Origin of the sequence: Yersinia sp. 1652 StPb PI (assembly GCF_041538345.1) — a bacterium.
Classification (GTDB): Bacteria; Pseudomonadota; Gammaproteobacteria; order Enterobacterales; family Enterobacteriaceae; genus Yersinia; species Yersinia enterocolitica_E.
The window spans coordinates 1,617,314-1,641,728 of record NZ_JAULSM010000001.1; the positions used below are offsets into that span (position 1 = coordinate 1,617,314).

A 24,415-nucleotide genomic window follows, 5' to 3' on the forward strand; every position below is an offset into this window, starting at 1 on the left:
CTGCAGTTAACGGTGAATCTGTATCCTGACTTTCACCTATTGCCCATGTTGTTTAATGATTTTTTTGGGTTGTGAATTTAGAATCAGGTAATAAAATCTACCTCATAAGCATAACTATTTCTTGTTACATCATAAAGTTATGCAGTTATAACGGATAGATCTATACGAGCTGCCCTCCAAATGTTGGGAAAACTGACACTTGGAGGGGGGGTATTATTTACTAATCAAGTTATCCCTATCATTTGACTGATTACGTTCTGTTTTTTTATTAAATATGGAAAGTATTCTATTAGCAACCATATACAATATAGTGAATATAACCACGGTACCTATTATTCTTAAAATAAGAACTGTCAGTCGGTAAGTGTCATTGAATGACTTACTCGCCATATTAATATATCCATTGGTTTGATTGTTTAAAGAGTACTTTTCAGCATTCTCATGAAAATATTGTGCAAACGTTCCTGATCTTTGTTTTGTTACATGAAATGGCACTGCTTTTGAACCAATGGGTAAACGAATCTTATCTCCATTGCTGGTACTGAGCAATGTATCATCAATAAGAACAATAACGTTGTTTCCATCGGGTAACTTTGCAATATAGAATCTGGCGTAGTCTAGTTCATTAATAAGTGTTTTTATTTTACTTTGTGTCCAATAAGGAATGAATTTGGTCTTTTTTTTCCGCCCAGACCCTGAAGTAATAAATCCACCACGTTGAATATCAACAATACCATATAATTCGGTTGGTTCGAGAGACTCGGTTTCTATAGTGAAGTAACTACCCACTCTGATATCTGCTAACGTTTTAATGGTTGGAATAGTATCTCCGGCTTTTTTCCCCTCATACTGTTCACCTGATTTTGCATTTCTAATGTTGCCTTCAGACACTTCACTTTCAAAAAGATAAAAAAACCGTTGGTAAGGCGTGATGGCAGAAATGTAAACGGCAATAAAGAAAAGGACGATAAATCCTGTATATTTTAAAACTTTCATTTTTCAAAACACTCCATTTGTATTAACATTATCCAAAAAAATATAAATAAAATTTGATGTGTGAGAGTTAATATAAAGAATTAAATCATTTCAATACACGAGAACATAAAGTATCAACACTAGTGAGTTATGGCTCATCGACAAGGACTCTTTGTGTGAAAGGCATTTATTCATTTTTAATACAACATAGTATGCCGACGATCAGCATAGGTACCCAGCAAAGGGTAATTAACAAGAATATTCTTATGTAATATAAATTCCGTGGGCTAGCGAGTTCAAAAGCCCAAATAAATCGGTTCAAAAAATAAAACAAGAAAATAAAGATGTAAAGCATACCAAAAAACCAGCCAGATAAATCAATGTCATGCATTCTTCTAATGCCAACAGCAAGCAGTGGTAAAGGCACTACAATGTTAATAAATATATTTATGGTCAAGAGATAGTCTACTGAATCGATTGTTTTTGTTACTGACAATGTGGCAATTATTATAATTAATAGAATTTTAAGTAAAGAATTGGTTAAGAAAAATATCCAGAACTCTTGCCTCGATGAAACGCCTTTAAAATCAAAGGTGCGTTGCCATCCATTTAAGTAGCATTGCCAAAAAACCATAGTGTTATCCTTTTCTGGAAGTATAAAAGTTATAGTTTACGCTGCCAAAAAAATACGACTAATTATGAATGTATTTTTATCTTAATTAAAGTTATAACAAGAAATAATGATTTTTCACTCCAAACTAATTTATTTAAAGTGAATGTGACCAAATAATGGTTTTTTTTTGATAATTATAGTCAGACCAACTAGATAGAAAATAACATCAAGCGGTTTGTTAAGTTTTACTTGATTACGTTTACCGATGATACGCATATTTATCAGATATTTCTTGTTTTGTTTCTCAATGTAAAATGAATTGTTTTATTTCATACACTTTTAAAATCGGACAGTGGAAAAATCCGTGATCTCTGGACGATTGTTTATATTCCCTATATGACGCCATTTACTAGCATCTTATGCTGGTGTTTCCCTTTAAAATAGAATAAATACAAATTAAGGTGCTACTGCTCTTGTACTAGATGCTGGAGTGTTTTTATAACATTATCATTATTTTCAATTTCACTTCACATAAAAAAATAAACTTATTGACAATAAGTTTGACGGGTTCTAATTTCGAAATACCATTTAAGAACTTGGTTCCATATAATGGAACAGGTGTGAGATGACGACATTAGAAAATGCCACTGCGGTATTGAAGTTATTTTCTCATCGATGCATAACGCACGGTCAGCCGGGTATTTCATTCAGCGATGTGGTTGAACAACTGAGTTTACCGAAAAGCACAGTTTCGCGCCTATTACAAACGATGGAAAACCAAGGGTTGCTGGAGCGAGATCCTCAGACTCGCTTGTATAAAATTGGTCATTTACTGCTTTCCGTTGCTAGCCACTATTTATCAACGCCATTGGTGGACAATGCGGCAGTCGCTATGGCGCATTTAGGCCAACTGACTTTTTGTACCGGTTATATATCGGTACTGGAGGGGCGAGATATCAGGGTTATGCGAACCTTCCCTGGCCGTCATTTCTTACATGTGGTCACGCCGGTTGGCGGATGTTCACCCGCCGCGGAAACCTCGGTAGGCCGGGCCATATTGGCACGAGAAAGTGATGATGATGTTCGGCAACGCTTTATCGCTGGCTATCAAGGTGCCCTGCCGGATTCTGGACAAATGCTCGATACATTGCTGCCAAAACTGGCGCAAATCAGGGGGCAGGGGTGGTCTTTGGCGCGTAACGAAACCCTGCCTGGGATCAGCTCACTCGCGACGGCGGTAACCAATAAACACCGTAGTGAAACGGTGGGGTTATGCTTATCTTTCCCCTCTCAGTCCGATGATCAGCCTTATCCACCTCAGGTTTTGGCGGCATTGATAACGGTTTCCCGGCAATTAGCGAAAAAACTCGGTGATGAATATTGGCAACAGATCAAATAACTCACCGCGAATAGAGTTTTGTTTTTGATTAATAAATCAGTATGCCAACACCAGGGCATCTTACCGATTATTTAATTGCACTGTGAATAAGCACGGTGCAATTAAATAAGCTAAGTCAGGCTATAAATAATAAATTTCATTGTTGGTTCCAAATATTGGAACTGCGACGGCATCCTATGCCTGAAATATTATTTTTGCCAAATACCAAAGATAGACAGGGGCTTATGAAACCAGAAAAAGCGATAAATCCGTTGAAAGATATCAGCACGCTGCTGGTTATGGTGCTGTTATCCGTTATGGGGGCAATTATCGGCGTACAACTGATAACAACCTTGGGCGTGACGCCTAATACCTCGATTATCGGTGCGCTTATTGCCATGCTGCTTGCGCGCATTCCATTACAGATGTTTCAGCGCTATCGTTCGATACATACCCAGAATCTGGCGCAAACCGTTATTTCTTCAGCCACCTTCGGTGCTGCTAATAGTTTGTTGATGCCGATTGCTGTGCCCTATGTCATGGGCCAACCGCAATTGATCCTACCGATGCTATGTGGTGTTGCGGCAGCGATGTTGCTGGATGCTTATCTATTGTATCGATTATTTGATACCAAAGTCTTTCCGGCCGCTAATGCCTGGCCTCCCGGTGTGGCTGCTGCGGAAGCAATCAAAGCCGGTGACCGAGGTGGTAAGCAAGCATGGCTGCTCGTGGTGGGTGTTCTGGTGGGTATCGCCGGTTCAATGCTAAAAGTTCCGATGGCAGCCTTTGGTACCGCTTTTATTGGCAATATTTGGGCTCTGAGCATGTTTGGAGTCGGTTTGTTGCTGAGAGCTTACGGCCAGCCAATGACCGGAGTCGATATCAATGCACATTTTATTCCACACGGGGTGATGGTTGGGGCCGGTTTGGTGGCCTTGATTCAAGTTGTACAGATGATTCGCAATAAGAATGGCGAGAGCAAATCCACTCATGCGCAACCTGACAGCGAGGTGCGTAAGGCACTGGGACTGGGCGCGGTTGGGTATATCATTATTGCTGCACTGCTGGCTTTGGCCGGTAGTCTATACAGTGAAATGTCATTGGTCATGCTGTTACTGTTTGTGATTTATGCAGCTTTTGCTGCCTTTGTACATGAATTGATCGTGGGTATCGCAGCGATGCACTCTGGTTGGTTCCCTGCCTTTGCCGTCGCGCTGATTACCTTGATTATAGGTATTTTAATTGGTTTCCCCCCGCTAGCATTATGCATTCTGACAGGCTTCACTGCGGCAACCGGGCCGGCATTTGCCGATATGGGATTTGATCTGAAAGCCGGTTTTATCCTGCGAGGTTATGGTAAAGACTTGCAGCAAGAGTTGTGGGGGCGCCGCATTCAACTGATCGCTGCACTTATCGCTTTTGTGATTGCCATTCCGGTAGTTTATTTCTCTTACACCAGTTATTTCCTACAGGGCTTGGTTCCACCAGTGGCGCGGGTATATGCCAAGACTATCGAGGCCGGTGCACAGCCGGGCATTGCATTGAATCTGCTTATCTGGGCTATTCCCGGCGCTATCGTGCAATTCATTGGTGGGCCGAAGCGGCAGCTTGGGGTGCTGCTGGCCACCGGATTGCTAATTAACAACGCGATGGCAGGGTGGGCGGTAGTGGTGGGTATCGCACTGCGTATCCTAATTATTAAACGCTGGGGTGATAAAGGCCGCACGCCGATGGAAATTATGGCGGCAGGCTTTATTGCCGGCGATGCACTGTATAACTTCTTTAACTCCATTTTTTCCAGTAAAGGGAAATAACCAGTAGCGGCTGATGCAGGATGCATTGATTCACCCGGCAACATGATTGAGGTATAAAAATGAGTTTGAAACAAACAATACAAGCCTATGAATTAATAGATAGTGCATATGTTAACGGACAAGAGATTGTCGCGTTGTTTGCCCAATACCCGGCGGTAAAAGCCACGACCCATCGCGTCGATGGCGAGAAAGGGGCAACTGATTTTGTGCGCATTGAAATTGTGGGCAGTGAAGGCAAGACCCTGGGCGGCAAGGCACCTACATTGGGTATTATTGGCCGCCTCGGTGGGGTTGGTGCGCGGCCAACACGTATCGGGCTGGTTTCCGACGGTGATGGTGCCATTGCGGTAATTGCCAGCGCGCTGAAACTGGCACAGATGCAACATAACGGAGATGTATTACCGGGAGATGTGATAGTCACCACCCACATTTGTCCAAATGCACCAACTCGCTCGCACGATCCCGTTGATTTTATGGATTCGCCGATTGATGACGTGACGATGAATAATAATGAGATGATCACGCAAGCCGATGCCATTTTGTCGATCGACACGACCAAAGGCAACCGTATACTCAATCACAAAGGCTACGCACTTTCACCGACGGTGAAGGAAGGCTATATTTTGCGGGTGGCGGAAGATCTTTTACGCATCATGGAGATGACCAGTGGTCGCCCGGCAGTAACATTCCCTATCACGACGCAAGACATCACACCGTATGGTAATGGTGTGCATCATATCAACAGTATTCTCCAGCCCTCTACCGCCACAACTGCGCCGGTGGTCGGCGTCGCAATCTGCACCGAGTCGGTTGTACCGGGATGTGGTACCGGGGCCAGCCACGAAGTGGATATTGCATTGGTGGTAAAATTCGCCGTTGAAGTGGCCAAAGAATATGGACGAGGTACCTGTAATTTTTATGATACGACTGAATACGCACATTTGCTGACGTTGTATGGCAGCCTGAATCATCTGCAAAAGAGGGGATAACCGAATAGCCATTCGACATTAATCGATACGCGGCGACATTGTGCTGCTGCGTGTATTAATTGCCAGTTGCCCACCAAGGATAGTCACTTCAATCTGCGTAAACCACGACACAAAGAGTGCAATTTATAACAGTGACGCAGGATGGTCTTAGGTATTTGAACGCAAAACCAATGCCTAAAGTGGCTTCATTATAATAATCAGCCTTTTATGTATAGTTTTATGAAGTTCATTTTATAGAGTGTTAGACGACGCGGACATGCCGAATAAACCGGAGTGGCAGGGTATCAACCCATCGGACAGTAATCCTGGAAGATAGCCGCGCACGTCTGGATCAGTTCGGGGAATTGCCGATAAAGGCTACTCCCCGCAACCGCGGTTAATCTATGAGGGAGATGTATGATGAACGGCAATAACATCAGTAATGTCGATCTCGCCCCTATTAACCAGTGCGACCTTGCGTTCTGTCGCTGAGTCTGATTCTGCCGAGTTGTGTTGAATGGGGTACCAGTTATTCAGCCTATCAACGTAGGCGATGACATTAGTGTGTATTCTGTTGTGACTGAATGACATCTCAGGATGACTTATATCGTTACCCTGTGTTGCTATCAGGTGTACCACCAAATACATGCATAGGGCTTGCGATACGTTACTGCGATAGTTGTTGTAGCCTTGAGCGTTGGAAAAGGACTGCTGAGCAGGCCCAGACATGTTGTAGTAGTACTCGTCGTTCTCATAATAGATGAAATACGGGGCTAAGCCTGGGCGGCTTATCATGACCTCCATGACCTTCCCACCAAACCAATTGCGTGGTCGGTCTTGCAAGCTGTCTGCCGTCATAACGACTTTCCCTGATTGCGTTATGAGGAGGACCGATGCCCCCATCTGCTCAAGATTAACTGCGATTTGTCTCTGAGCTTGCTCGACCTGAGACTCCCGCTTTCTGGTAGATAAGTCCATTTCGTTGGCATGACTCTCGTCCGATTCAGCTAATAATCCGGCATCCTCAATAAAGAACGTATCTATACCGCGAAGCGGCTGAGAATGCTCTCCGTAGGGTGATTTTGCAATGATATGTCCCACGATAGAGCAACGGGCCATGGCAGCGAGCTTTTCGCTTACACCTGACGATCTCATCGCAGCATGTAACTGATTTAGGCCATCAACGATTTGATCCGCAGCTGAATCGGGTTTTAACCGGTTCAACCCCCCTTCGTAGAAGTCCTTGTTTATGCCAGTTCGCTTGACGAATGAATGAACGAAATCAAAATTGCTCATTGTGGCTGCATCCAATTCATAAGCGATAACGTCCACCGTAGCGCCGTATTTTCGGCAAATCACATCATAAAAGCGGGCGGCACAAACCATTATCGAATATATCAGGCTATCCCCAGAATTCGCGTCTTTGGCAAATTTAGCGAGATTATTTGCCCCAAATCCACCTCGATCCGCTGCCTCCAACTGCCAGAGAATAGCTTTGGCTCGAGGATGACCGGCTTCCGCTGCTTTATACCAACAGTCTGCCGCCAGATCGAAATCATAGGGCGTCACACTGCCTGACCCCCAAAGAAGAGAAAGATTGAATAATGCCGAAACGTGACCTCCCCGAACAGCATTGCCTAAGTGTCTGCTTGCAGCGTTACAATCGCCTGCCCGTAAGGCTTCAACACCACAAACGTATTCGGCTTCCACGTCTTCTGACGTGCTGGTGAAAAACGGATTCTGAAACTCAGCCATATTCATATTCCTTCGCGTCGACTAATACCCATCTCGCACTTTTGTACGGATGTCTCCGTTGCACACAACGTTGTAATTTCCAGGATATCTAACAATTAACATATCAAAATGTCGGCCTGGTACGATAATAGCCGCACAGGATCAATCCAAATATAGGCCGGTGGATAACGGAAAACGAAGCAAAATAACGTATTCCAAACCGCCATTAGCAGTGGTGTAATCTGCTTTTTTTACGACTAAAAAGCCAGTTTAGTACACTACACTTCTTGTTATTTGTTGAGCAAGGTGAGTTGCAGAAAATTCTGATTACAGGAAGGTTTAGCGTTTATGGTTGCAGCATCATCGCCACCATTCTCTATTTTTAACCCTCTTTTTTCGGCCAATACTAACGTATTGATTTTATACAGGGTTGGCCGAGAGTATTAAAAAAGCCTTTTTTACCCTCGCAGTCTATTGTTCTTTTACCATCAGCAAGTTATGTGTATTTTATAACTGTTCACTGCCGTACAGGCAGCTTAGAAAACGCGGATAACCACGGTTTGCGGGCTGGCCTGGTTCACTGCCGTACAGGCAGCTTAGAAAACAACTGAAAGAACACTGCCCAGCACCACACCGTTCACTGCCGTACAGGCAGCTTAGAAAAGAGGCTTCGGCCAGTAACACACAAAAACGATCAAAAAACAAAAGCAAAAAGCCCGCTTAGTTGCCTAAGCGAGCTTTTCTAATTTGGCTCCTCTGACTGGGATCGCCTTTGCCAGTAACTGGCTAATAAGTAAGCTAAACCTGAATTACCCTCCTGTCAAGACCACCAGAATGACCACCAATAGTTGTGGGTTATATAAAGATGGTTTGAGCGTTCCTCGGCATGTGGTGATCGTTACTATGGTGTTCCCAGCAAGGGAAGCGTAGCTAAAGCGAGCATAGAAGAGCCTATCTTAAGGGAATTATGACCAAAGGAAGGTGCGGATGTTTTCTTGGACTAGCTGCGTTGTGGTGCCTATTACAAAATAATTTTTTCAGAATCATGATTATTGACAGTGGTAAATTGATTAGATTTTAGTTGGAAATTATTGTCGATAAATTAACGGAGTGACGGGATGAGTAACGCGCATGAGACCAGCGCGTCGGCGTTCCTTCACTGTTAAAGCTATGACTCAGCGCTGACTTTTCGGTATAGAGGGCTGAACCGTCGGTTAACAAATTGATGTCTTCTCCGCGTTGTAATTCACACGGCGTCAGCAAGATATTTCGCCAGCCACGCTCTTTCAGCGTTTCAATGGAATAGGTTAATCTGAACAAATCCGTTTGATCTTCAATCACCCTTGGACACGAGCGGTACAGATACTCAACATGCTTTTTCAAATTGGCGGTTGTTCCCTTGAGTCGCCCTTTCTCCTGCAACCAGACAATGTCCTGAGCGACCGTTTTAGGAAATCGCTTCTGTTTTTGGGCCAGGGATAACCAGCGAATCAGAAACATATTTTCGGCATACGGGGAGTTGATGGCCCCCTCCTGACGAGCCAGATGCAGGGCTGTCAGCGCACAGAAAGCGAGATGCCCCAAATTTTGGGTGACCATTTGAGATGAAGGAGAGTCTGTTGCTATTGTGGAGCCTGATGTTTGAGGAAGTGGAGTGTCGGTCATTTATTCTGCTTTCACCGGGCGGAGATGACTGATTCTAGCGTTTTTATCGGGCATTCGCAGCTTTACTCTTTTGCTGCTCGATGGCCGTACTGAACCCGCGCCAAAACTGCTCGATATCAGCGTCGGTTACGTCTGCAGCAGATTTTTCCAGTGTCTGGTTTAGATAATGTTGAACAGAATTTAATGAAGACCAATAGCTCGGAAATATCTTTCGGGTCATCCCATTATGATAAGCAAGAGGTCGTGACATGGACTAAATAGAGTGAAGCCTGCCAGCAGATTAGGCAAAGACAGCACGTACGCCCACGGATAGAAATAGTGAGAGTTATCACGTTATCTTAAAGAATACTGGGCCACGGTTTCCCCTAATGCAGGTGACTCATTTAATTGGTACATAGCCTCATAAAAACGTTACAATTCTCATTCGGTATCCATTAATAATCTTATCCAACTGACACGATGATGAAGACACCTACCACTCCGGTCCCGGCTCTTGATAAAGCTATTCGTGTCTGTCATTACCTGGCAGAACACGGCAGTGCTACTTTCAGTCAAATTTACTGCGGTGTTGATTTACCCAAGAGCAGCACGTCCACTTTACTTAATGCCATGGTGGTGCAGGGACTGCTCCGTCAGGAAAAAGATAAGTATTCACTCGGCCTGCTGTTATATGAATTGGGCAATAAAGCAATTCAACAGTTTGATATTAAAACCATCGCATTGCCATTATTAGCAGAATTGCGCGACAGTACTAACCTGACTTGCCATCTTGGTGTATTGGAAGGCCGGGCGGCGATTTATTTGTTAAAAATGGAAAGTCCTCAGGCTATTGTGGTTCGTAGTTGGGAAGGGAAACGTCTTTCTTTATACAGCTCGGGTTTAGGTAAAGTATTGCTGGCCTGGCTATCTGATGAAGAGATTGATGATCTGTTGCCTGAAGGAGAGCATTTTCCGGCTTTTACCGAAAAAACGATTACCCACCGTACCACCTACAAAATGCAATTGGCTGAAATCCGTCAGCGCGGTTGGGCATGCGATGATGAAGAGGACAGTCTCGGCGTACGTTGTATTTCAGCACCTGTGCATGATGCTCAGGGTAAGGTCATTGCTGCAATCAGTGTGTCCGGAGTACTTTTCCAACTGCCGAATGACGAGTGGGAAGATATTGCCCATCGTGTCCAACATACCTGCTCTGTATTAAGTTCGTTACTCAAAGCCTGATGACGGGGTCATCAGGTCATCACACCATTATCCCACGTTAAGTAACTAAAATAAGCGTTCGATCACAGTTCACTATTTGAGCCAGTTGACTCAGGTTCAATTTTCTCGCATCATTTTCCATACAAGGAACATAAGTTCCATATGCAGAACTTGATGGTGGTGAATGTGAACAGATTTAAAGGTGTTTTTCCTCCCGTCCCTACCGTGGTTGATGCAAAAGGTCAGCTTGATAAAACCGGCATGGCAAAACTGTTGGACCATGTGATTGCGCAGGGAGCTCACGGGGTACTTATCTTGGGCAGTGGCGGCGAGTTCTGTCATATGTCACATGAAATGCGTCTTGAGGTCGCCGAGTTCTGCGTCCAGCATATCGATGGGCGAGTGCCGGTATTGTTGGGGATTGCCGCGCCGGGAACGGCTGAAACTATTGCCTATGGCCAACATGCGGCGTCGATTGGTGTTGATGCCGTTCTGGCGGTGAATCCTTATTATGCTCAGCTCAATAGCGATTATCTTTATCATCATTACCGAACCATCGCTGAAGCGCTCACGCTGCCGGTATTTTTGTACAACTTCCCGGCATTAACCGGACAAGATATCGGTCTGGATGTTATTACCCAACTGGCCAGAGAGGTTCCGAATATCGTTGGTATCAAAGATACTATTGATAATATCAGTCATACGCGTGAAGTGATTAATCGCGTTCATGCTGTCCGGCCCGGCTTTATCATTTTCTCGGGTTATGATGAATATATGCTTGATACGCTAATTTTGGGCGGGCACGGGGGGATCCCGGCTACCTTCAATTTTGCGCCGGAGGTGACCGGTGGGATCTATGATGCGTTCATCAATAAAGAGTATGAGCAGGCCTTTGTGTTGCAACGCCGTCTTGCCAAACTCTCGTCACTGTATGCATTAGAAACACCGTTCTTTGGTGTAGTAAAGGAAGCCATCAATGCCAGTGGCGTGAGTATTTCAACGGAGGTCATTGCACCGACCCGAAAATTATCGGCAGAAAAAATCAATCAAGTAAAAGAAATCCTAAATAGCATCAGGTAGATCAATAAGAGGATAATAATGATGAGTAATGTCTATCCTGCAATAAAAATCAATCCTAACGATGATGTTGTTATTGCCCGCATCAATATCAGTGCGGGTACACCGCTTCCTGAAGAGGAGATCACCGTTCTCAACCCGGTACCGGAAGGGCATAAGATTGCTATACGCAATATCGAGAAAAATGCCCCCGTTAAGCGTTATGGACAAATTATTGGTTTTGCGTCACAACCTATAAATGCAGGTGAGCATATTCACATGCACAATTTGGGTATGGGTGAGTTTACCCGTGACTATGCGTTTGGCGAAGATACCCTGACACTGCCTAAAGCAGAAAAGACCGATACGTTTATGGGGATCAAACGTGTGGATGGCCGTGTTGCGACCCGCAATTTTATCGGTATTTTAACCACCGTTAACTGCAGTGCTACAGTGGCCAGAGCTATCGAAGATCACTATAAGAAAATCGGACTGGATGAGTATCCGAATGTGGATGGGATTGTTGCTCTGCCACAGAGTTTTGGTTGCGCTATTGGCACTGACAGCGAAGCAATGATTGTTATGCGCCGGACGTTGAGTGGATATGCGAGGCATGTGAATTTTGCTGGCGTATTAATTATTGGCTTAGGTTGTGAATCTAACCAAATAAAGGATTTGATTAACACTGAAGGGCTGAAAGAGAGTGCGAAACTGCATACCATGACAATACAGGAGACTGGTGGAACCCAGAAAACTATCACTCAAGGTATTACCGTTATTGATAGCATGCTGAATGATGCAAATCAGGTTAAACGTGAACCAGTACCGGTATCGGAAATTATTTTGGCACTTGAATGCGGTGGCTCGGACAGTTATTCCGGTATTTCTGCTAATCCCGTCTTGGGGTATGCGGCAGACAAAATTGTCCAGCAGGGGGGAACAGCAATCCTGTCTGAAACCTCAGAAATCTATGGTGCAGAACATTTATTAACACGTCGTGCTGTTTCAGAAGCCGTAGGTAAAAAATTGATCGCCCGCATTGAGTGGTGGGAAGATTATTGTCAGCGAACCAAAAGTGAAATGAATAATAACCCATCGGCGGGCAATAAAGTGGGGGGGTTAACCACGGTACTGGAAAAATCACTTGGGGGAATTGCTAAAGGCGGCACGTCCAATTTAGTTGAAGTCTATGAGTATGCAGAGCCTGTTACGGCCAAAGGACTGGTATTTATGGATACCCCCGGGTATGACCCTATTGCTGTTACCGGGCAAATTGCCGGGGGCGCAAATTTATTGTGTTTCACCACGGGTCGCGGTTCTGCATTTGGCAGTAAGCCCACTCCATGCCTTAAATTAGCGACCAACAATACGTTGTGGGTTCGCCAGCAGGAAGATATGGATATTAATTGCGGGGATGTGGTTGAAGGCAAGGAAACTATCGCTGAAGCAGGTGAAAGATTGTATGCCATGATACTTGAAATGGCATCAGGGAAAAAAACTAAAAGTGAACAGTTTGGATATGGCAGCCTGGAGTTTGTGCCATGGAATATCGGCTCAATCATGTAATATAATTTATTTTAGTTAAACAATTCTTGATAAAAACCATATGCATAAATATGGTCAGGAGAGTGTCATGTCTATAATAAGGAATGAGGCTTACCATAATACCTCACCGACTAAGGTTAGATGGAATATATTCTTAATATTACTGCTTCTGGGGGCTATCAATTATATCGACAGAACCTCGCTGGCGATCGCCATGCCGTATATTGTCGAAGAATTTAATATTAAAGATACTATTGTTGTGGGGCTGTTGCACAGTGCCTTTTTTTGGGCCTATGCCTTAATGCAGGTTCCTAGCGGCGTATTAGCCGATAGATTTAAAACACGGACAATTATTGCCTGTGCGACAATTACCTGGGGGGCATTCCAGGCCATTGCAGCACTGTGCCACTCAACGACCTTCCTGGCATTATCCCGTGTTGGACTGGGCGTATCAGAAGCACCAATTATGCCAGCAGGTGCCAAGCTGATGGGGACATGGCTGACACCAACGGAACGTGGACGTGGGTCAATGTTGTTAGACGGTGGTGCGGCTCTGGGGACAGCCATGGGTGCGGTGATCCTGACCTGGCTGATTGCATTCTTTGGTTCATGGCGCATGGCCTTTATTATTGCGGGGTTGGGAACGATGTTGGCGGGGATGCTGGCATGGTGGTATATCAGGACCTATCCTCACGAACACCCTAGAATTAACAAGGCTGAATTAGAGCATATTAATAAAAATAATGAACTCTCTACCAAAAAACCAGAAAAATATAAAATAAAAGATGTACTACCCTACCTGAAACAACGGAATGTCCAGGCATTAATCGGTGGTTGGGTTTGTTATAGTACGGTATTTTACGGATTAATGACTTGGTTGCCATTGTATTTTCAGAAAACCTATGGTTTTGATATTAAATCAATGGGTGGCGCAATGGCCTTTATTTTTCTGTTGTGTTTTATCGGCCAATTAACTGGTGGATATATCATGGACCGCTGGAGGAATTCCGGTGCCGATACCAACAAAGTCATGCATACCATGCTGGGTATCTCGGCGGTGACGGCTGGCGTCGGGATATTTATATGCGCTAATATTAATAATCCCATTTCGGCGGTTATCTTGCTGGGGGTAGCGATGTTCCCATTACGCTGGGCGAGTGTCTACTGGTCTATTCCTTCATTATTAGGTGCACAAAAAGTTGCTGGTACTCTCTGTGGAACAATGAATTTCAGTAGTAACTTATTCGCTGCAATTATTCCTATCTTAATTGGTTTTGTTGTTCAGATTACGGGTAATTATTACATTGCCATGATGTTTTTCGCTGCGGCAGCCGTGGGTTATCTGATTTGCTCATTGATGATTAATTTCGATAATAAAATGGAAATCAACAACGAGTCTGTTCATTAATCACATCATGCTATTTAATTTTTTCCAACTTACTGTAAGGACATACAATGATCACTACAGCTATATTCCCTGCGCGTTATGTACAGGGTGCTGAATCAATAAGTATTTATCTGGGTGATGAGTTATCCCGATTAGGACAGAGGGCATTAGTATTGCAGGACCCTGTCGTTCACCAAAAATTGGGTGATAAGATAAATCAGGCTCTGAGCGGGAAAGTTGAGTATTTGGTTGAAGTATTTAATAGTGAATGTTCTGATGAAGAGATAAGTCGTATTTCAGTATTGGCTGAATCTTATCAGGCGGATGTTATTGTTGGTATCGGCGGTGGAAAGACGCTCGATACTGCTAAAGCTACCGGCGCGATGTTAAAAAAGCCGATTGCTATTGTACCGACACTGGCATCTACCGATGCACCTTGCAGCTCGCTAGTGGTTATCTACACTCAGGAAGGCAGGTTTAAACGCTATTTGATGATACCACGTAACCCTGACGTGGTATTAGTGGATTCGCAGGTAATTGCTGATGCACCGGTCCGTTTCCTGGTATCCGGCATGGGAGATGCTCTTGCTACCTGGTTTGAAGCGGAGGATTGCCGTATTAAAGGTGCCGGTAACATGACAACCCGCCCCGGGCCGATGTCAGCATTTGGATTAGCGCGTTTATGCTATGACACATTATTGAAATACGGCGTGCTGGCGAAAAGTGCCTGCGAACATCATCAGGTAACACCCGCGCTGGATCATGTGATTGAGGCGAATACATTGCTTTCTGGTTTAGGTTTTGAAAGTGGTGGTCTGGCAGCCGCTCATGCTATTCATAATGGGCTTACCGTATTACCGCAAACTCACTGTTACTGGCATGGTGAGAAAGTGGCATTTGGTACACTCGTGATGTTGATGCTGACAGACCGTGAACCCGAAGTTATTGATACTGTTTATAGTTTCTGTGAATCAATTGGTTTACCGACTACTCTGGCTGACATCGGACTGGGGAATGTGACAGATGATGAGTTACTGAAAGTTGCCGAAGCCAGTTGTCAGCCTGGAGAGACCATGCATAACGAACCCCATGATATCAATCCGCTAAACCTGCTGGCGGCGTTACGTACGGCAGATGCTGAAGGATTGCGGAGAAAGGCCGGATTGTAATATTTGATTACTGTTTGATTAAGACAATACAAAAAAGCCATTCCGGTGTAGCTCATCACTGTGAATGGCTTTTTTATTCGGTCTTTAGTTTATTACCTCATGACAAAAGGAGGCTGCCTGCTGGGCACATACGTGCCGGAAAACACACTATGTGCATGTACGAACGCCGTCGGTGCCTCGTCAAATAATTCTATACATACATGTGCGCTCAACGTGTCACCTTTAGGTGTTTTTATCCTGTTTCCCCCCATATCTACTCCTGAGTAACATTGCACAAACTGTGGTTTATACAAATGTACAATTGACTAAAATGCACGCCAAAAACTGGCAAGCAGTGGGGGGCAGGGCTTCGGGCTATGTAAAAATTACCTGACAGAGAATAGTTGGGCCATACAGAACAGATAGCAGACTCCTTGCAAAGAATCGCGTATCTCATCGGGGTTGCCGAATACGTTAATCGTGTAGGCATGGCGGTGAGGAGTTTGTCTGCCTACTCCCCAACACCGAGTTAGTCGGGGCTATGGAGGTTGCTGAAACTATCAGGTTGCAACTTCTTGAGCAGAAAATTCCTCATACCGGCTTTTCTGTTTATCCCTTTGTCAGCGTTAGCCTTGGGGTCTGTTTCAAGCTGACCTGTAATTGTATCAGGCAAAAAGAAATGGCTGGAACCACACCAGTGGTGTGCCCTATAAATTGAGTGAGGCGTAAAGTGAAGTGGGGTCTATCTCTGATAGAATAGCTCCTGCCAAGCTTCGTTATCCGCGTTGTTTGGCATCACAGGGGCTATTATAGATACAACTTTTAGTTTTTGTGAAATCGGAGAATACCACTTCAATTCAGACCGTAACACGGTGTCAGATACCGGTGGCGGGTCGTCAGTAATATGACCCACAGTGGATTGCAGTGTGCTCTTACGGCCCTTCGTTCATACTCTCTAACCAAAAGTGATCATCTGCTCGGACTGTAGGGGTGACTGAAACTCCAGGGTGAGACATCTCTGAGCAGTTGGAACTCATCAATACTTATGTTTAATCAATTATGCAAAGTACAATATGAAACCTACATTTTGTCTTTAGGTTTATATGTGGATTAACAGGATCATCGTCTGGTATCAGTTACAAGCTTTAAGCGATCATTACTCCGCCGTAAGAACTCTAGAGTGAGAAGTATCAAAACTGAAAACACAATCATAATCGTCGCCACTGCGGCAATCCTGGCGCGATAATAGCATCATTGAGTTAGAACTCGGTCCTGTTGATCTTTTGAGATTATTAATTTAGCGCAGGGTGATTAGGTATCATTGGATCCACCACAAATCAAACCACCCAGCCAAAAACAATGCTAACAGTGTAAGAAGGGAGTCATACATTTGGGCTCAGATGGGGCCTTTGATCGTGGTCCCTAAAGGCATTCGCAGGCGCATCCTCATCATGAAGATGCGCCTGCGAAGCCAGACGTTTATGACGCATTCCGTTCGGGCTCTTAAAACAGTTAAGAGCCAGGCCAACAGCATTAACCACACCGTGTTTACGGCAGTTGGATTCATAATTACCTGGGACGTCCCTGAGCGGCTTTAGGTGCTGACGACAACATTATTCCTGTCAATGCCAACTGTTACATTCAGAACTACTGAGGAGGTAGTTCCTTCTACTATCTGTTGTTTGAAATACAGTTTGTATTTAACTTGAATTAAGATTTAAAATTTTTATTAAGGTAGTGTAAGATGTTGATCCGAAAAATATTTAATATGTGAAATATAATAAAATCGCCTTGTGTTCTACCGATTGCTGTAAAAATATAGGGTCACGGAAATGATGAAAAAATCTTCTTGGTCAGGTGGTTGGGCTACATTAAGAGATTTAGAAATAATAAAGACACTCATCGAGGTGAGAACTGCAACATTAGCTGCAGAGTTTCTGGGTATTTCTCAACCAGCAATAAGTAGAACGTTAAGCCTGATTGAGTCAAGATCAGGACGTGTACTCTTTAAAAGAGAAGGGGGTAAGTTAATACCAAATTCAGATGCATTATCTTTATATGAAGAAATTGTAAAAATTTCAGATTCTTTTGGGAGATTAACAAATTTTGAATGGAATAAAGAAGAAGGGAAATCTCTAAACATAATTTCCACACCTACAATTGCATATTGTTTTCTTATGCCTTTGACAGCTCAATATATAAAAGAAAACTCTGATTTAAATATAAAAATTGACATTGTTACTGCTTCAAAATTGCTGAGCAATTTAAATGAGGGTCGAGCAGATATTGCTCTTGGTGATTCATCCCTAAATACGGCAAGTATAAATGTAAGCGAATTTCCTTTAAGAAGAACTAAAATAGTTTGCGCAATGAATCGATTGGATGAATTGGCTAGCAAAGATATTATTACTCCTGAGGATCTTAATCAAAAGAGAATGATTATTTTCATCAAAAGAAATATTTCAAGAACGAAGCTTGATCGGGTATTAGATAAATCGGGAGTGTCGTACAATATTGTAGCTGAAGTTTCTGACTCATTTTCAGCATTGGAATTTGTAAGGGCTAATTCAGGAATTTGTTTGATACCCTCATTTCCTGCCTCAACTATCAATGACCCTCAAGTCATTTTTAAAGATTTCATTCCTGAAGTGTCAGATGATATATCATTTTTTACGCTTTCAAATCTAAATCCTCCACATATACAACGCTACCTTGAGTATATTCATCAAAATCAACCCTCACCTGACCGATACTCAGAACCGCTCTAATATAGAGTCGTCAATGCTTTGGTGTGAATGAGGTCTAGTCACACCAAGGCATTGTTTAATTAAAAAATATTTTTTCACACAATTAAGAAATGAGAGAGTATTAACATCAAAATATAAGCGCTGCCAAGTTGTAGAGCATTTCGCTTAATTATATCAAATGGAGTCAATCCTACTAATCCTGCGACAGCAATAGTTACACCAGCGATGGGAGAGAAACTGCGCCCCAAGCTACCTGAAAAATGCATTGGGATAAGAACCTTGAATACAGAGATCCCTGCACCTTTAGATACTTCAGCGGCTAATGGTGCAAAAGCATTAAATGTTGAACCCGTGCCCAAGACTACAGAGCTAAAAAATACTAAAATGCTGAAAGAGAGAACAACAAGGATATGAGTGTGAGTACCAGAAGGAATGAAACTAAACAATGTTTCAATAAAACCTATTTTTATCATTCCTTGAGCAAGGACTTGAGCACAGAGCAAAATTGAAACAATCATGATAAATGATTGCCCCATTTGGTCAAAAAGGCCAGATATTTTATCAGCTGCTTTTTTTATACTGAAAGTACGAACAAAATCGCAAAAGAACGCGATAAAGAATGAGATAAACATTGCGGTAACCACATCCATTTTAAATCTCATAGCTTTGGGAAGCCATTCTTCAGCTAAACTAGAGAATACAAATAAAAGTATCATTGGAATTACAGGTAATAAAGCGAATAAATAGGGAACTTTTTCAGACGATACCTGTTGATGCATCAATAAGCTGTCATCTTGTGATGATATAGTTTCTTTTCTATCCCAATAAGCTTGGACGAACATATGCATAATACCGATGAATATAAAGAGTATCCATACAACGGGGATTTGCTTTTCAACAAAAAAACTGAAGAGGTCATAGTGGGTTATTTCAGCAATAAGGATACTGCCAGTTGCCGATGGGCCATAATCAATACAAACCCCGGATGCAATAACAGCGGCCACAGATGCTTTACTGCATCCAATAGAGCGAAGAATAGGATATAAGGTAGACATCATGAGGAGAGCCAGTCCTGATGGGCTTGATATAAATAATGCTAAAAGTTGCATTATTATATAGCACACTCCAAGAAGCATGTACCTTGATTTTAATTTCCCCAAAGGTTTTACACAAATCTCAACCAATTTTCCAGATGCGCCAATATCATTCATATAACGTGAAAAACCCGCGATGACCATGATAATGAGTCCTAGACTGGCAATGTTTTTACTGAAAACATTTTTTATTTCCACAAAGACATCGATGACTTTTGAACCGGAACTGGGGTTCGTTATGGCACTATCAGGAAAAAGAAAAGCGGCCATTAGCAGAAGTACGCAACCACCGACCAATACTAGCGCCTGCGCATATATTTTCTTCATTATTCCCATGCCAATCAATATGATAACAGTGAAAGATGCCGCAAGAATAAATGTTTTCTGACCAAAACAGAGATACATAGAAGCTAAAATTATGGGGATGCTGATTATCCATATAAATAAGGGTTTTTTGATGTTTTTCATTCCAGTAGATTCAGTCATTTTATATCTCACATAGAGTTCATGATTCTGTGCAAGTATCATGGTGTAACACTCACACCCTTCCTTTAAGGTTATGAAGATATAACCATAAGTCACCAAGATAAATAGTGATGTCATCCACGATTTAATTAAAATAAATATTTTCATTTTAAAACAACACGTTATGAATTTATTGTGTTTTGTGATAAATATCACTGTATATATCAATGTATATTTTATCATAACTAAAATGATAAACCTGAGGTAAGTGAATTATGGCAAGTGTGGGAATGTTTGACTCATGTATCACTGGACATTGGTTCAGCCAGAAAGCAAAAGATATCTGGTCTGATCTGAGCACAATTCAAAGCTGGCTCGATGTAGAAGCAGCATTGGCATTAGCCCAAGCTGAATTAGGGATGATCCCCAAGTTTGCTGCGGACATAATTGCAGAGAAGGCTCATGTTAAACTGTTAGATACAGATAAAATATCTGCAGGTATTAAAGAAACCATGCACCCTTTTGTACCTGTATTGCGTCAATATGAAGCCATTTGTGGTACTGAAGCTGCGTCATATATACATTGGGGTGCCACAACCCAAAATATTTTTGATACAGGTGCTGTATTACAATTAAGAAAAACACATAACATTATTCTGTCAGAACTTGATAATGTGCTTAATGCAATGGCTAAACTTGCCGCCGATACGAAGAATATTCCTCAGGCGGGTAGAACGCATGGTCAGCATGCACTGCCGATCACCTTCGGTTTTAAAGTTGCAGGCTGGCGTGCTGAAATCCGGCGACATAGAGCGCGCTTAATACATGCCGCTGAGGATGCTTTCATCGTCACGATGGGGGGCGCCGTGGGTGTTTTTTCAGCGATGGGTGGCAATGGACGAAATGTGCAGAATAAAGTCGCAGAGCTACTGGATCTTAAATCATCGACGATCCCTGTCAGATCGTCTTGTGACTCATTAGCCGCTTACATTAATGTTTTTGGCTTACTTGCTGCTACCGTAGAAAAAATTGGTGAAGAAGTTATTTTCTTACAACGAACCGAGGTTGCTGAAGTTGAAGAGAGTTTTCATCATGGCAAAGTAGGCAGTTCCACTATGTCACAAAAGCGAAATCCACAGCATACCCAGAATCTGGTGGGTATATCACAATTGCTGCGCTCAAGAATGATGTTGGGTAATACATCAATGATAAGAATGAATGAAGGGGATGCTGCTGAGAGTAATATTATGGATGTGTCATTACCTGAGGTGTCTATTTTTGCTGTATCTATTGTGGAGGGGCTACACAAGCTGATCTCTGGTTTGAATGTTTACCCTGAAAACATGAAGAAAAATCTAGATATATCCGGCGGTTTAATCCTTTCTGAAGCCGTGATGATGCAATTAGCGGAACACATTGGCCGCCCAGCCGCACATCATATTCTGTATGAGGCAGCAATGAATTCAATAGCGAAAAAACTCACATTTGCTGAATCAATTCATGATGAACTTAAGAAAGCAAATGTTCCAGATACGTTGGATATTAATAAAATCCTGGATCCTTTGTATTACCTTGGTGAATCAGCCGAATGTGTAGATGATGAGTTAAAAGAATAATCCCGAGATGGATTTAACCGTCTAATGTTCAATGAGCTTAAAATGTGAACCTTCATTATTTTGGACTCACTTTTAATGTATGTTGAAATAATGGTAGTTTTTTTATAAGTGACCGTCTAGATGGTCACTATTTATTTTGGTGTTTTATGGTGACCATTAATAATTCCACCTGACGTTAAATCTAATGTCCATACATTAACTATTTGAAACTGTCACGTTGTTAGTAGCGTTTATTTACCTAAATTAGTTGAACTTTAGTCTATTTGGCGGGTTATGTTCATTGGCTGCCTGATGGCAACGCTGATGATTTTGGATATAAATGAGTCTGTTTTTTTATAAAATTATTAATGATTGATTATTTAAATTACTCTACGACTAGGATTATATAAAAATGAAATTAAAATCACTTACTCTGGCAGTAGTCTCTATTATTAGTTTTAGTTCTGTTGCAACAACAATTGACTATCGACATGAGATGAAAGATACCCGTCAATCTGATCATAAAGATCGCTTACTGATTTCCAATCGTTTTGCCAATGGTTTCGGTTTGTCTTTAGAAGGAAAATGGGGCCAGCACAGCTCTGATACGACACCAAACAAACCTTTCAACGAGCAAGTCAGCAATGGCACTGAAGTCGTTGCCAGTTACATCTATCAATTCAATAAAACATTCCAGCTTGAGCCAGGCTTCTCATTAGAGTCATCATCTGACTATAACAACTACCGCCCTTATCTGCGTGGTAAAGTGTCCTTCACTGATGATTTTTCAACATCACTGCGTTATCGTCCATACTACAAGCGTAACCAGCCTGCTCAAACCAAATCTATAGAGAAAGGCCATGAGTTTACTATGCTATTTGCCTATAGTTTCTTGAAAGACTATTCAGCTGAATACGAATTGAATTACAAGAAGTCTGAAGATGAAATTCTGTCAAACAATGAGAAAGACGAATGGAGCCATGACCTGAAAATTGCCTATAAATGGGATAAAAATTGGAGGCCATATGCTGCTATCGGCAACGTTCCTGGTAGCAAAATCACTGATGAACGTCAAACACGTTACCGTGTTGGTGTTCAGTACAGTTGGTAATATATAGCCTGCCGCTATATCGCAACAGTTGTTCGACCAATAGTGATTAGTACCCTCATCATTACTTGTATAAATTATACCCATTACCTCTTGTTGGGGAGAAGGGTTGACACTCGTTAGCTCTTCCTCTTTTTTGTTTTATCTATAAAGAAAGAATAAAAAAGCGTGAGTAATTACGTCGCTGTAGTTAATCCGGGGTTATTATCGTCCGTTGCCAGTCTGCCCGTTAATTTTAAATCCGAGGTGCCCATACTTCAATTCCTGGCCTATGCGAATATGTGAAAAGTTTCAGGCTTAATTATTATCTGTGATTTACCTATTTTTTAACTTTTTATTACACGGCTAGCAAACGTGGTAGATAACAGAGGTAGTGACCTGCCCCCAGTGCTGGGCCAACATCTCTGCCGGTACGGTATTCCAGCGACCGACCACTAACGTCTGCCAGTATCTGCCGCCAGTATGGGCTACGGGCCCCGCCGCCGATCAACATAATTTGCTTAGGCTGTAGCATGTAGCACATCCATACCATCGGCTAAAGCGAAACTTATACCTTCCAGTACCGCACGGACTAAATCAGTCGCATTATGTCGATGAGTAAAGCCCCCCAACTCCCCTTTAGAATTAGGATTATTATGGCGAGTAAGCTCCCCATAAAGATAAGGCAAGAACCAGACGGGATTGTCGGACTGAGGGGGGGCGCTCAATATTTGCCAACAGTTCCGAAACGCTGGCTACATTCGTTAGCTTACAAGCCCATTCTAAGCAGGCGGCGCTGAGCATGACAGACATTAGATGCCAGTTATTGGACAGGGCAGGGCATGGCTGAAGTTGTGTACTGCACGGTCAGGATTACTCAGAAAACCGTCGCTGACGGCAAAGTAAATGCCGGAAGTTCCGAGTGAAAGCATTGCCTGTCCGGTGCGGTATAAACCGATACCAATAGCACCGGCTGCGTTATCACCACTTCCGGCAGCAACTGGGATCTGACTAATCCCCCTACGTTCTGCATACCTGGCGTATGCTCATCGTAAACTACGCGGTCAAATAGTTGGCGAACTCACGCTTTATCGCTGGTTTTAAAGCTTTTTTCGATAAAGTTTTTCAGCGCCCGGCATTCCAGATTTAGATCGGCAAAGGTCTGCTTCAGACGACGATTCTCGTCCTCAAGATCTTTGATCTTTTTGATATTAGCGGCTTTCATCCCGCCATATTTCGCCTTCCAGTTGTAATAGCTGGCTTCGGAAATAGCGGCCTCGCGACACACATCTTTGACGCTCCTGCCAGCTTCGACTGATTTTAGTTCGGCGATAATCTGGCGCTCGGTGAATCGGATCTTACGCATAGCTATCTCACCAGGTGACATAATCAGTATGCGGAAGATCTCTAAAAGTGAATGGGTCATTTTGAGGGGATACTTACAGTTTGACGCCGAATGAATCAGAACGGTTGTTCTGGAAAAATTCGAAAGCCGTGGCCAGTTTTGCTTGACCACTACATACCCAGTTAGTGCTGTCATCTGATACCACACTACCGTCAAGTAAACCCAACCGGCACACCTAATACTGCGGATACGAACAATATCGTCTCTATATACTGCCGATGGCTTCCTTCAGTAATTTTTTGTTTTAAATGGTTATAATTGTGTTACCACACTCGCGGCGTTACCGAATTAATACCGCAAAGCTGTGCTACTTCACTGATACTGTATATCGTCACGCCATTTGCCTTGCCTAAATAATTAGATTTTACTGGCTTCCAATATACAAGTAAACGGCCAGAAAGAACGTGACTTGGCATTGAAGTGTACCATTAGTTGCATTTATATAGTTAAGACGAAAAAATAATCATGATAATAGAGCTATAATCTTAACAATAACTCAAGGAAATTAGAATGCAAAGCTGCGCTGACTAATATTAAGA

At 42.8% G+C, this 24,415-nt stretch carries 18 protein-coding genes, 2 pseudogenes and 1 CRISPR repeat array; of the genes and pseudogenes, 13 read left to right on the forward strand and 7 right to left on the reverse strand.

From position 1 onward, the window contains the following. Nucleotides 1-213: 213 nt before the first annotated feature. Together Q2T71_RS07250 and Q2T71_RS07255 are read right to left on the reverse strand one after the other, a co-directional pair. Nucleotides 214-996, reverse strand: a complete 783-nt coding sequence (locus Q2T71_RS07250) for a hypothetical protein (protein ID WP_372558591.1) — start codon at nucleotides 994-996, stop codon at nucleotides 214-216. Between the two features lie 166 nt (nucleotides 997-1,162). Then, a complete protein-coding gene (locus Q2T71_RS07255) occupies nucleotides 1,163-1,609 on the reverse strand; it encodes a DUF805 domain-containing protein (RefSeq protein ID WP_372558592.1) in 447 nt (148 codons plus the stop codon). Between the two features lie 604 nt (nucleotides 1,610-2,213). Between Q2T71_RS07255 and Q2T71_RS07260 the strand changes: the two genes are divergently transcribed. The 3 genes from Q2T71_RS07260 (at nucleotide 2,214) to Q2T71_RS07270 (ending at nucleotide 5,769) form a co-directional block, all read left to right on the forward strand. Further along, nucleotides 2,214-2,987 carry an IclR family transcriptional regulator gene (locus Q2T71_RS07260; protein WP_372558593.1) on the forward strand — a complete coding sequence of 258 codons (774 nt, stop codon included), beginning with the start codon at nucleotides 2,214-2,216 and terminating at the stop codon, nucleotides 2,985-2,987. A 224-nt stretch (nucleotides 2,988-3,211) separates the two neighbouring features. Further along, nucleotides 3,212-4,780, forward strand: coding sequence for an OPT/YSL family transporter (locus Q2T71_RS07265; protein WP_372558594.1), 1,569 nt, complete (start codon nucleotides 3,212-3,214; stop codon nucleotides 4,778-4,780). Between the two features lie 59 nt (nucleotides 4,781-4,839). Further along, the gene (locus tag Q2T71_RS07270) at nucleotides 4,840-5,769 is read left to right on the forward strand and encodes a DUF1177 domain-containing protein (RefSeq protein ID WP_372558595.1); all 930 of its coding nucleotides are present in this window, start codon (nucleotides 4,840-4,842) and stop codon (nucleotides 5,767-5,769) included. A gap of 381 nt (nucleotides 5,770-6,150) precedes the next feature. Here the strand turns inward: Q2T71_RS07270 and Q2T71_RS07275 are convergent, their stop codons facing one another. After that, complete coding sequence (locus Q2T71_RS07275; protein WP_372558596.1) at nucleotides 6,151-7,503, reverse strand: hypothetical protein; 1,353 nt, start codon at nucleotides 7,501-7,503, stop codon at nucleotides 6,151-6,153. A gap of 221 nt (nucleotides 7,504-7,724) precedes the next feature. On the opposite strand from Q2T71_RS07275, the gene Q2T71_RS07280 reads away from it, so the two are divergent. Continuing rightward, on the forward strand, nucleotides 7,725-7,868 hold the full coding sequence (locus tag Q2T71_RS07280) for a type I-F CRISPR-associated endoribonuclease Cas6/Csy4 (RefSeq protein ID WP_127891223.1): 144 nt from the start codon (nucleotides 7,725-7,727) through the stop codon (nucleotides 7,866-7,868). Nucleotides 7,869-7,994: 126 nt separating this feature from the next. Then, a CRISPR array of direct repeats spans nucleotides 7,995-8,148; the repeat unit is 29 nt; unit sequence GTTCACTGCCGTACAGGCAGCTTAGAAAA. A 411-nt stretch (nucleotides 8,149-8,559) separates the two neighbouring features. Here the strand turns inward: Q2T71_RS07280 and Q2T71_RS07285 are convergent. Next, the gene (locus Q2T71_RS07285; protein ID WP_372558597.1) at nucleotides 8,560-9,147 is read right to left on the reverse strand and encodes a DUF2913 family protein; all 588 of its coding nucleotides are present in this window, start codon (nucleotides 9,145-9,147) and stop codon (nucleotides 8,560-8,562) included. Nucleotides 9,148-9,609: 462 nt separating this feature from the next. Here Q2T71_RS07285 and Q2T71_RS07290 point away from each other — a divergent pair, with 462 nt between their 5' ends. The 7 genes from Q2T71_RS07290 (at nucleotide 9,610) to Q2T71_RS07320 (ending at nucleotide 18,251) form a co-directional block, all read left to right on the forward strand. Further along, the gene (locus Q2T71_RS07290) at nucleotides 9,610-10,368 is read left to right on the forward strand and encodes an IclR family transcriptional regulator (protein ID WP_372559873.1); all 759 of its coding nucleotides are present in this window, start codon (nucleotides 9,610-9,612) and stop codon (nucleotides 10,366-10,368) included. Between the two features lie 156 nt (nucleotides 10,369-10,524). Next, nucleotides 10,525-11,427 (forward strand): dihydrodipicolinate synthase family protein, encoded by a 903-nt coding sequence (locus Q2T71_RS07295; RefSeq protein ID WP_372559874.1) that lies wholly within the window; start codon nucleotides 10,525-10,527, stop codon nucleotides 11,425-11,427. 21 nt (nucleotides 11,428-11,448) lie between these two features. Further along, nucleotides 11,449-12,969, forward strand: a complete 1,521-nt coding sequence (locus Q2T71_RS07300; protein ID WP_372559875.1) for a UxaA family hydrolase — start codon at nucleotides 11,449-11,451, stop codon at nucleotides 12,967-12,969. Nucleotides 12,970-13,036: 67 nt separating this feature from the next. Continuing rightward, the gene (locus Q2T71_RS07305) at nucleotides 13,037-14,356 is read left to right on the forward strand and encodes an MFS transporter (RefSeq protein ID WP_372558598.1); all 1,320 of its coding nucleotides are present in this window, start codon (nucleotides 13,037-13,039) and stop codon (nucleotides 14,354-14,356) included. Nucleotides 14,357-14,403: 47 nt separating this feature from the next. Beyond that, on the forward strand, nucleotides 14,404-15,504 hold the full coding sequence (locus Q2T71_RS07310; RefSeq protein ID WP_372558599.1) for a glycerol dehydrogenase: 1,101 nt from the start codon (nucleotides 14,404-14,406) through the stop codon (nucleotides 15,502-15,504). A gap of 520 nt (nucleotides 15,505-16,024) precedes the next feature. Then, a complete protein-coding gene (locus Q2T71_RS07315; protein ID WP_372558600.1) occupies nucleotides 16,025-16,201 on the forward strand; it encodes a hypothetical protein in 177 nt (58 codons plus the stop codon). Between the two features lie 1,114 nt (nucleotides 16,202-17,315). Further along, nucleotides 17,316-18,251, forward strand: a complete 936-nt coding sequence (locus Q2T71_RS07320; protein ID WP_372558601.1) for a LysR family transcriptional regulator — start codon at nucleotides 17,316-17,318, stop codon at nucleotides 18,249-18,251. Between the two features lie 74 nt (nucleotides 18,252-18,325). On the opposite strand, the gene dcuC is transcribed toward Q2T71_RS07320, so the two are convergent. Continuing rightward, entirely contained in the window at nucleotides 18,326-19,810 is a 1,485-nt protein-coding gene (gene dcuC, locus Q2T71_RS07325; RefSeq protein WP_372558602.1) for a C4-dicarboxylate transporter DcuC, read from the reverse strand. Between the two features lie 254 nt (nucleotides 19,811-20,064). Here dcuC and Q2T71_RS07330 point away from each other — a divergent pair, with 254 nt between their 5' ends. Together Q2T71_RS07330 and Q2T71_RS07335 are read left to right on the forward strand one after the other, a co-directional pair. Beyond that, the gene (locus tag Q2T71_RS07330; RefSeq protein ID WP_372558603.1) at nucleotides 20,065-21,405 is read left to right on the forward strand and encodes an adenylosuccinate lyase family protein; all 1,341 of its coding nucleotides are present in this window, start codon (nucleotides 20,065-20,067) and stop codon (nucleotides 21,403-21,405) included. 391 nt (nucleotides 21,406-21,796) lie between these two features. After that, nucleotides 21,797-22,495, forward strand: coding sequence for an oligogalacturonate-specific porin KdgM family protein (locus tag Q2T71_RS07335; protein ID WP_372558604.1), 699 nt, complete (start codon nucleotides 21,797-21,799; stop codon nucleotides 22,493-22,495). A gap of 376 nt (nucleotides 22,496-22,871) precedes the next feature. Here the strand turns inward: Q2T71_RS07335 and Q2T71_RS07340 are convergent. Both Q2T71_RS07340 and Q2T71_RS07345 read right to left on the reverse strand, forming a co-directional pair. Continuing rightward, nucleotides 22,872-23,511 (reverse strand): annotated as a pseudogene (locus tag Q2T71_RS07340) (FGGY-family carbohydrate kinase); the annotation flags it as partial. Between the two features lie 19 nt (nucleotides 23,512-23,530). Further along, nucleotides 23,531-23,837: pseudogene (locus Q2T71_RS07345) on the reverse strand (transposase); the annotation flags it as partial. Nucleotides 23,838-24,415: the final 578 nt, after the last annotated feature.

Bases quoted from the DNA above. Each gene is read 5' to 3' on its own strand.
- Q2T71_RS07315 (WP_372558600.1), top strand. From the start codon at position 16,025: ATGGAGGTTGCTGAAACTATCAGGTTGCAACTTCTTGAGCAGAAAATT.
- Q2T71_RS07265 (WP_372558594.1), top strand. From the start codon at position 3,212: ATGAAACCAGAAAAAGCGATAAATCCGTTGAAAGATATCAGCACGCTG.
- Q2T71_RS07270 (WP_372558595.1), top strand. From the start codon at position 4,840: ATGAGTTTGAAACAAACAATACAAGCCTATGAATTAATAGATAGTGCA.
- Q2T71_RS07300 (WP_372559875.1), top strand. From the start codon at position 11,449: ATGAGTAATGTCTATCCTGCAATAAAAATCAATCCTAACGATGATGTT.
- Q2T71_RS07275 (WP_372558596.1), bottom strand. From the start codon at position 7,503: ATGGCTGAGTTTCAGAATCCGTTTTTCACCAGCACGTCAGAAGACGTG.
- Q2T71_RS07285 (WP_372558597.1), bottom strand. From the start codon at position 9,147: ATGACCGACACTCCACTTCCTCAAACATCAGGCTCCACAATAGCAACA.
- Q2T71_RS07260 (WP_372558593.1), top strand. From the start codon at position 2,214: ATGACGACATTAGAAAATGCCACTGCGGTATTGAAGTTATTTTCTCAT.
- Q2T71_RS07310 (WP_372558599.1), top strand. From the start codon at position 14,404: ATGATCACTACAGCTATATTCCCTGCGCGTTATGTACAGGGTGCTGAA.
- Q2T71_RS07250 (WP_372558591.1), bottom strand. From the start codon at position 996: ATGAAAGTTTTAAAATATACAGGATTTATCGTCCTTTTCTTTATTGCC.
- Q2T71_RS07335 (WP_372558604.1), top strand. From the start codon at position 21,797: ATGAAATTAAAATCACTTACTCTGGCAGTAGTCTCTATTATTAGTTTT.
- Q2T71_RS07255 (WP_372558592.1), bottom strand. From the start codon at position 1,609: ATGGTTTTTTGGCAATGCTACTTAAATGGATGGCAACGCACCTTTGAT.
- Q2T71_RS07290 (WP_372559873.1), top strand. From the start codon at position 9,610: ATGAAGACACCTACCACTCCGGTCCCGGCTCTTGATAAAGCTATTCGT.
- Q2T71_RS07320 (WP_372558601.1), top strand. From the start codon at position 17,316: ATGATGAAAAAATCTTCTTGGTCAGGTGGTTGGGCTACATTAAGAGAT.
- dcuC (WP_372558602.1), bottom strand. From the start codon at position 19,810: ATGACTGAATCTACTGGAATGAAAAACATCAAAAAACCCTTATTTATA.
- Q2T71_RS07330 (WP_372558603.1), top strand. From the start codon at position 20,065: ATGGCAAGTGTGGGAATGTTTGACTCATGTATCACTGGACATTGGTTC.
- Q2T71_RS07305 (WP_372558598.1), top strand. From the start codon at position 13,037: ATGTCTATAATAAGGAATGAGGCTTACCATAATACCTCACCGACTAAG.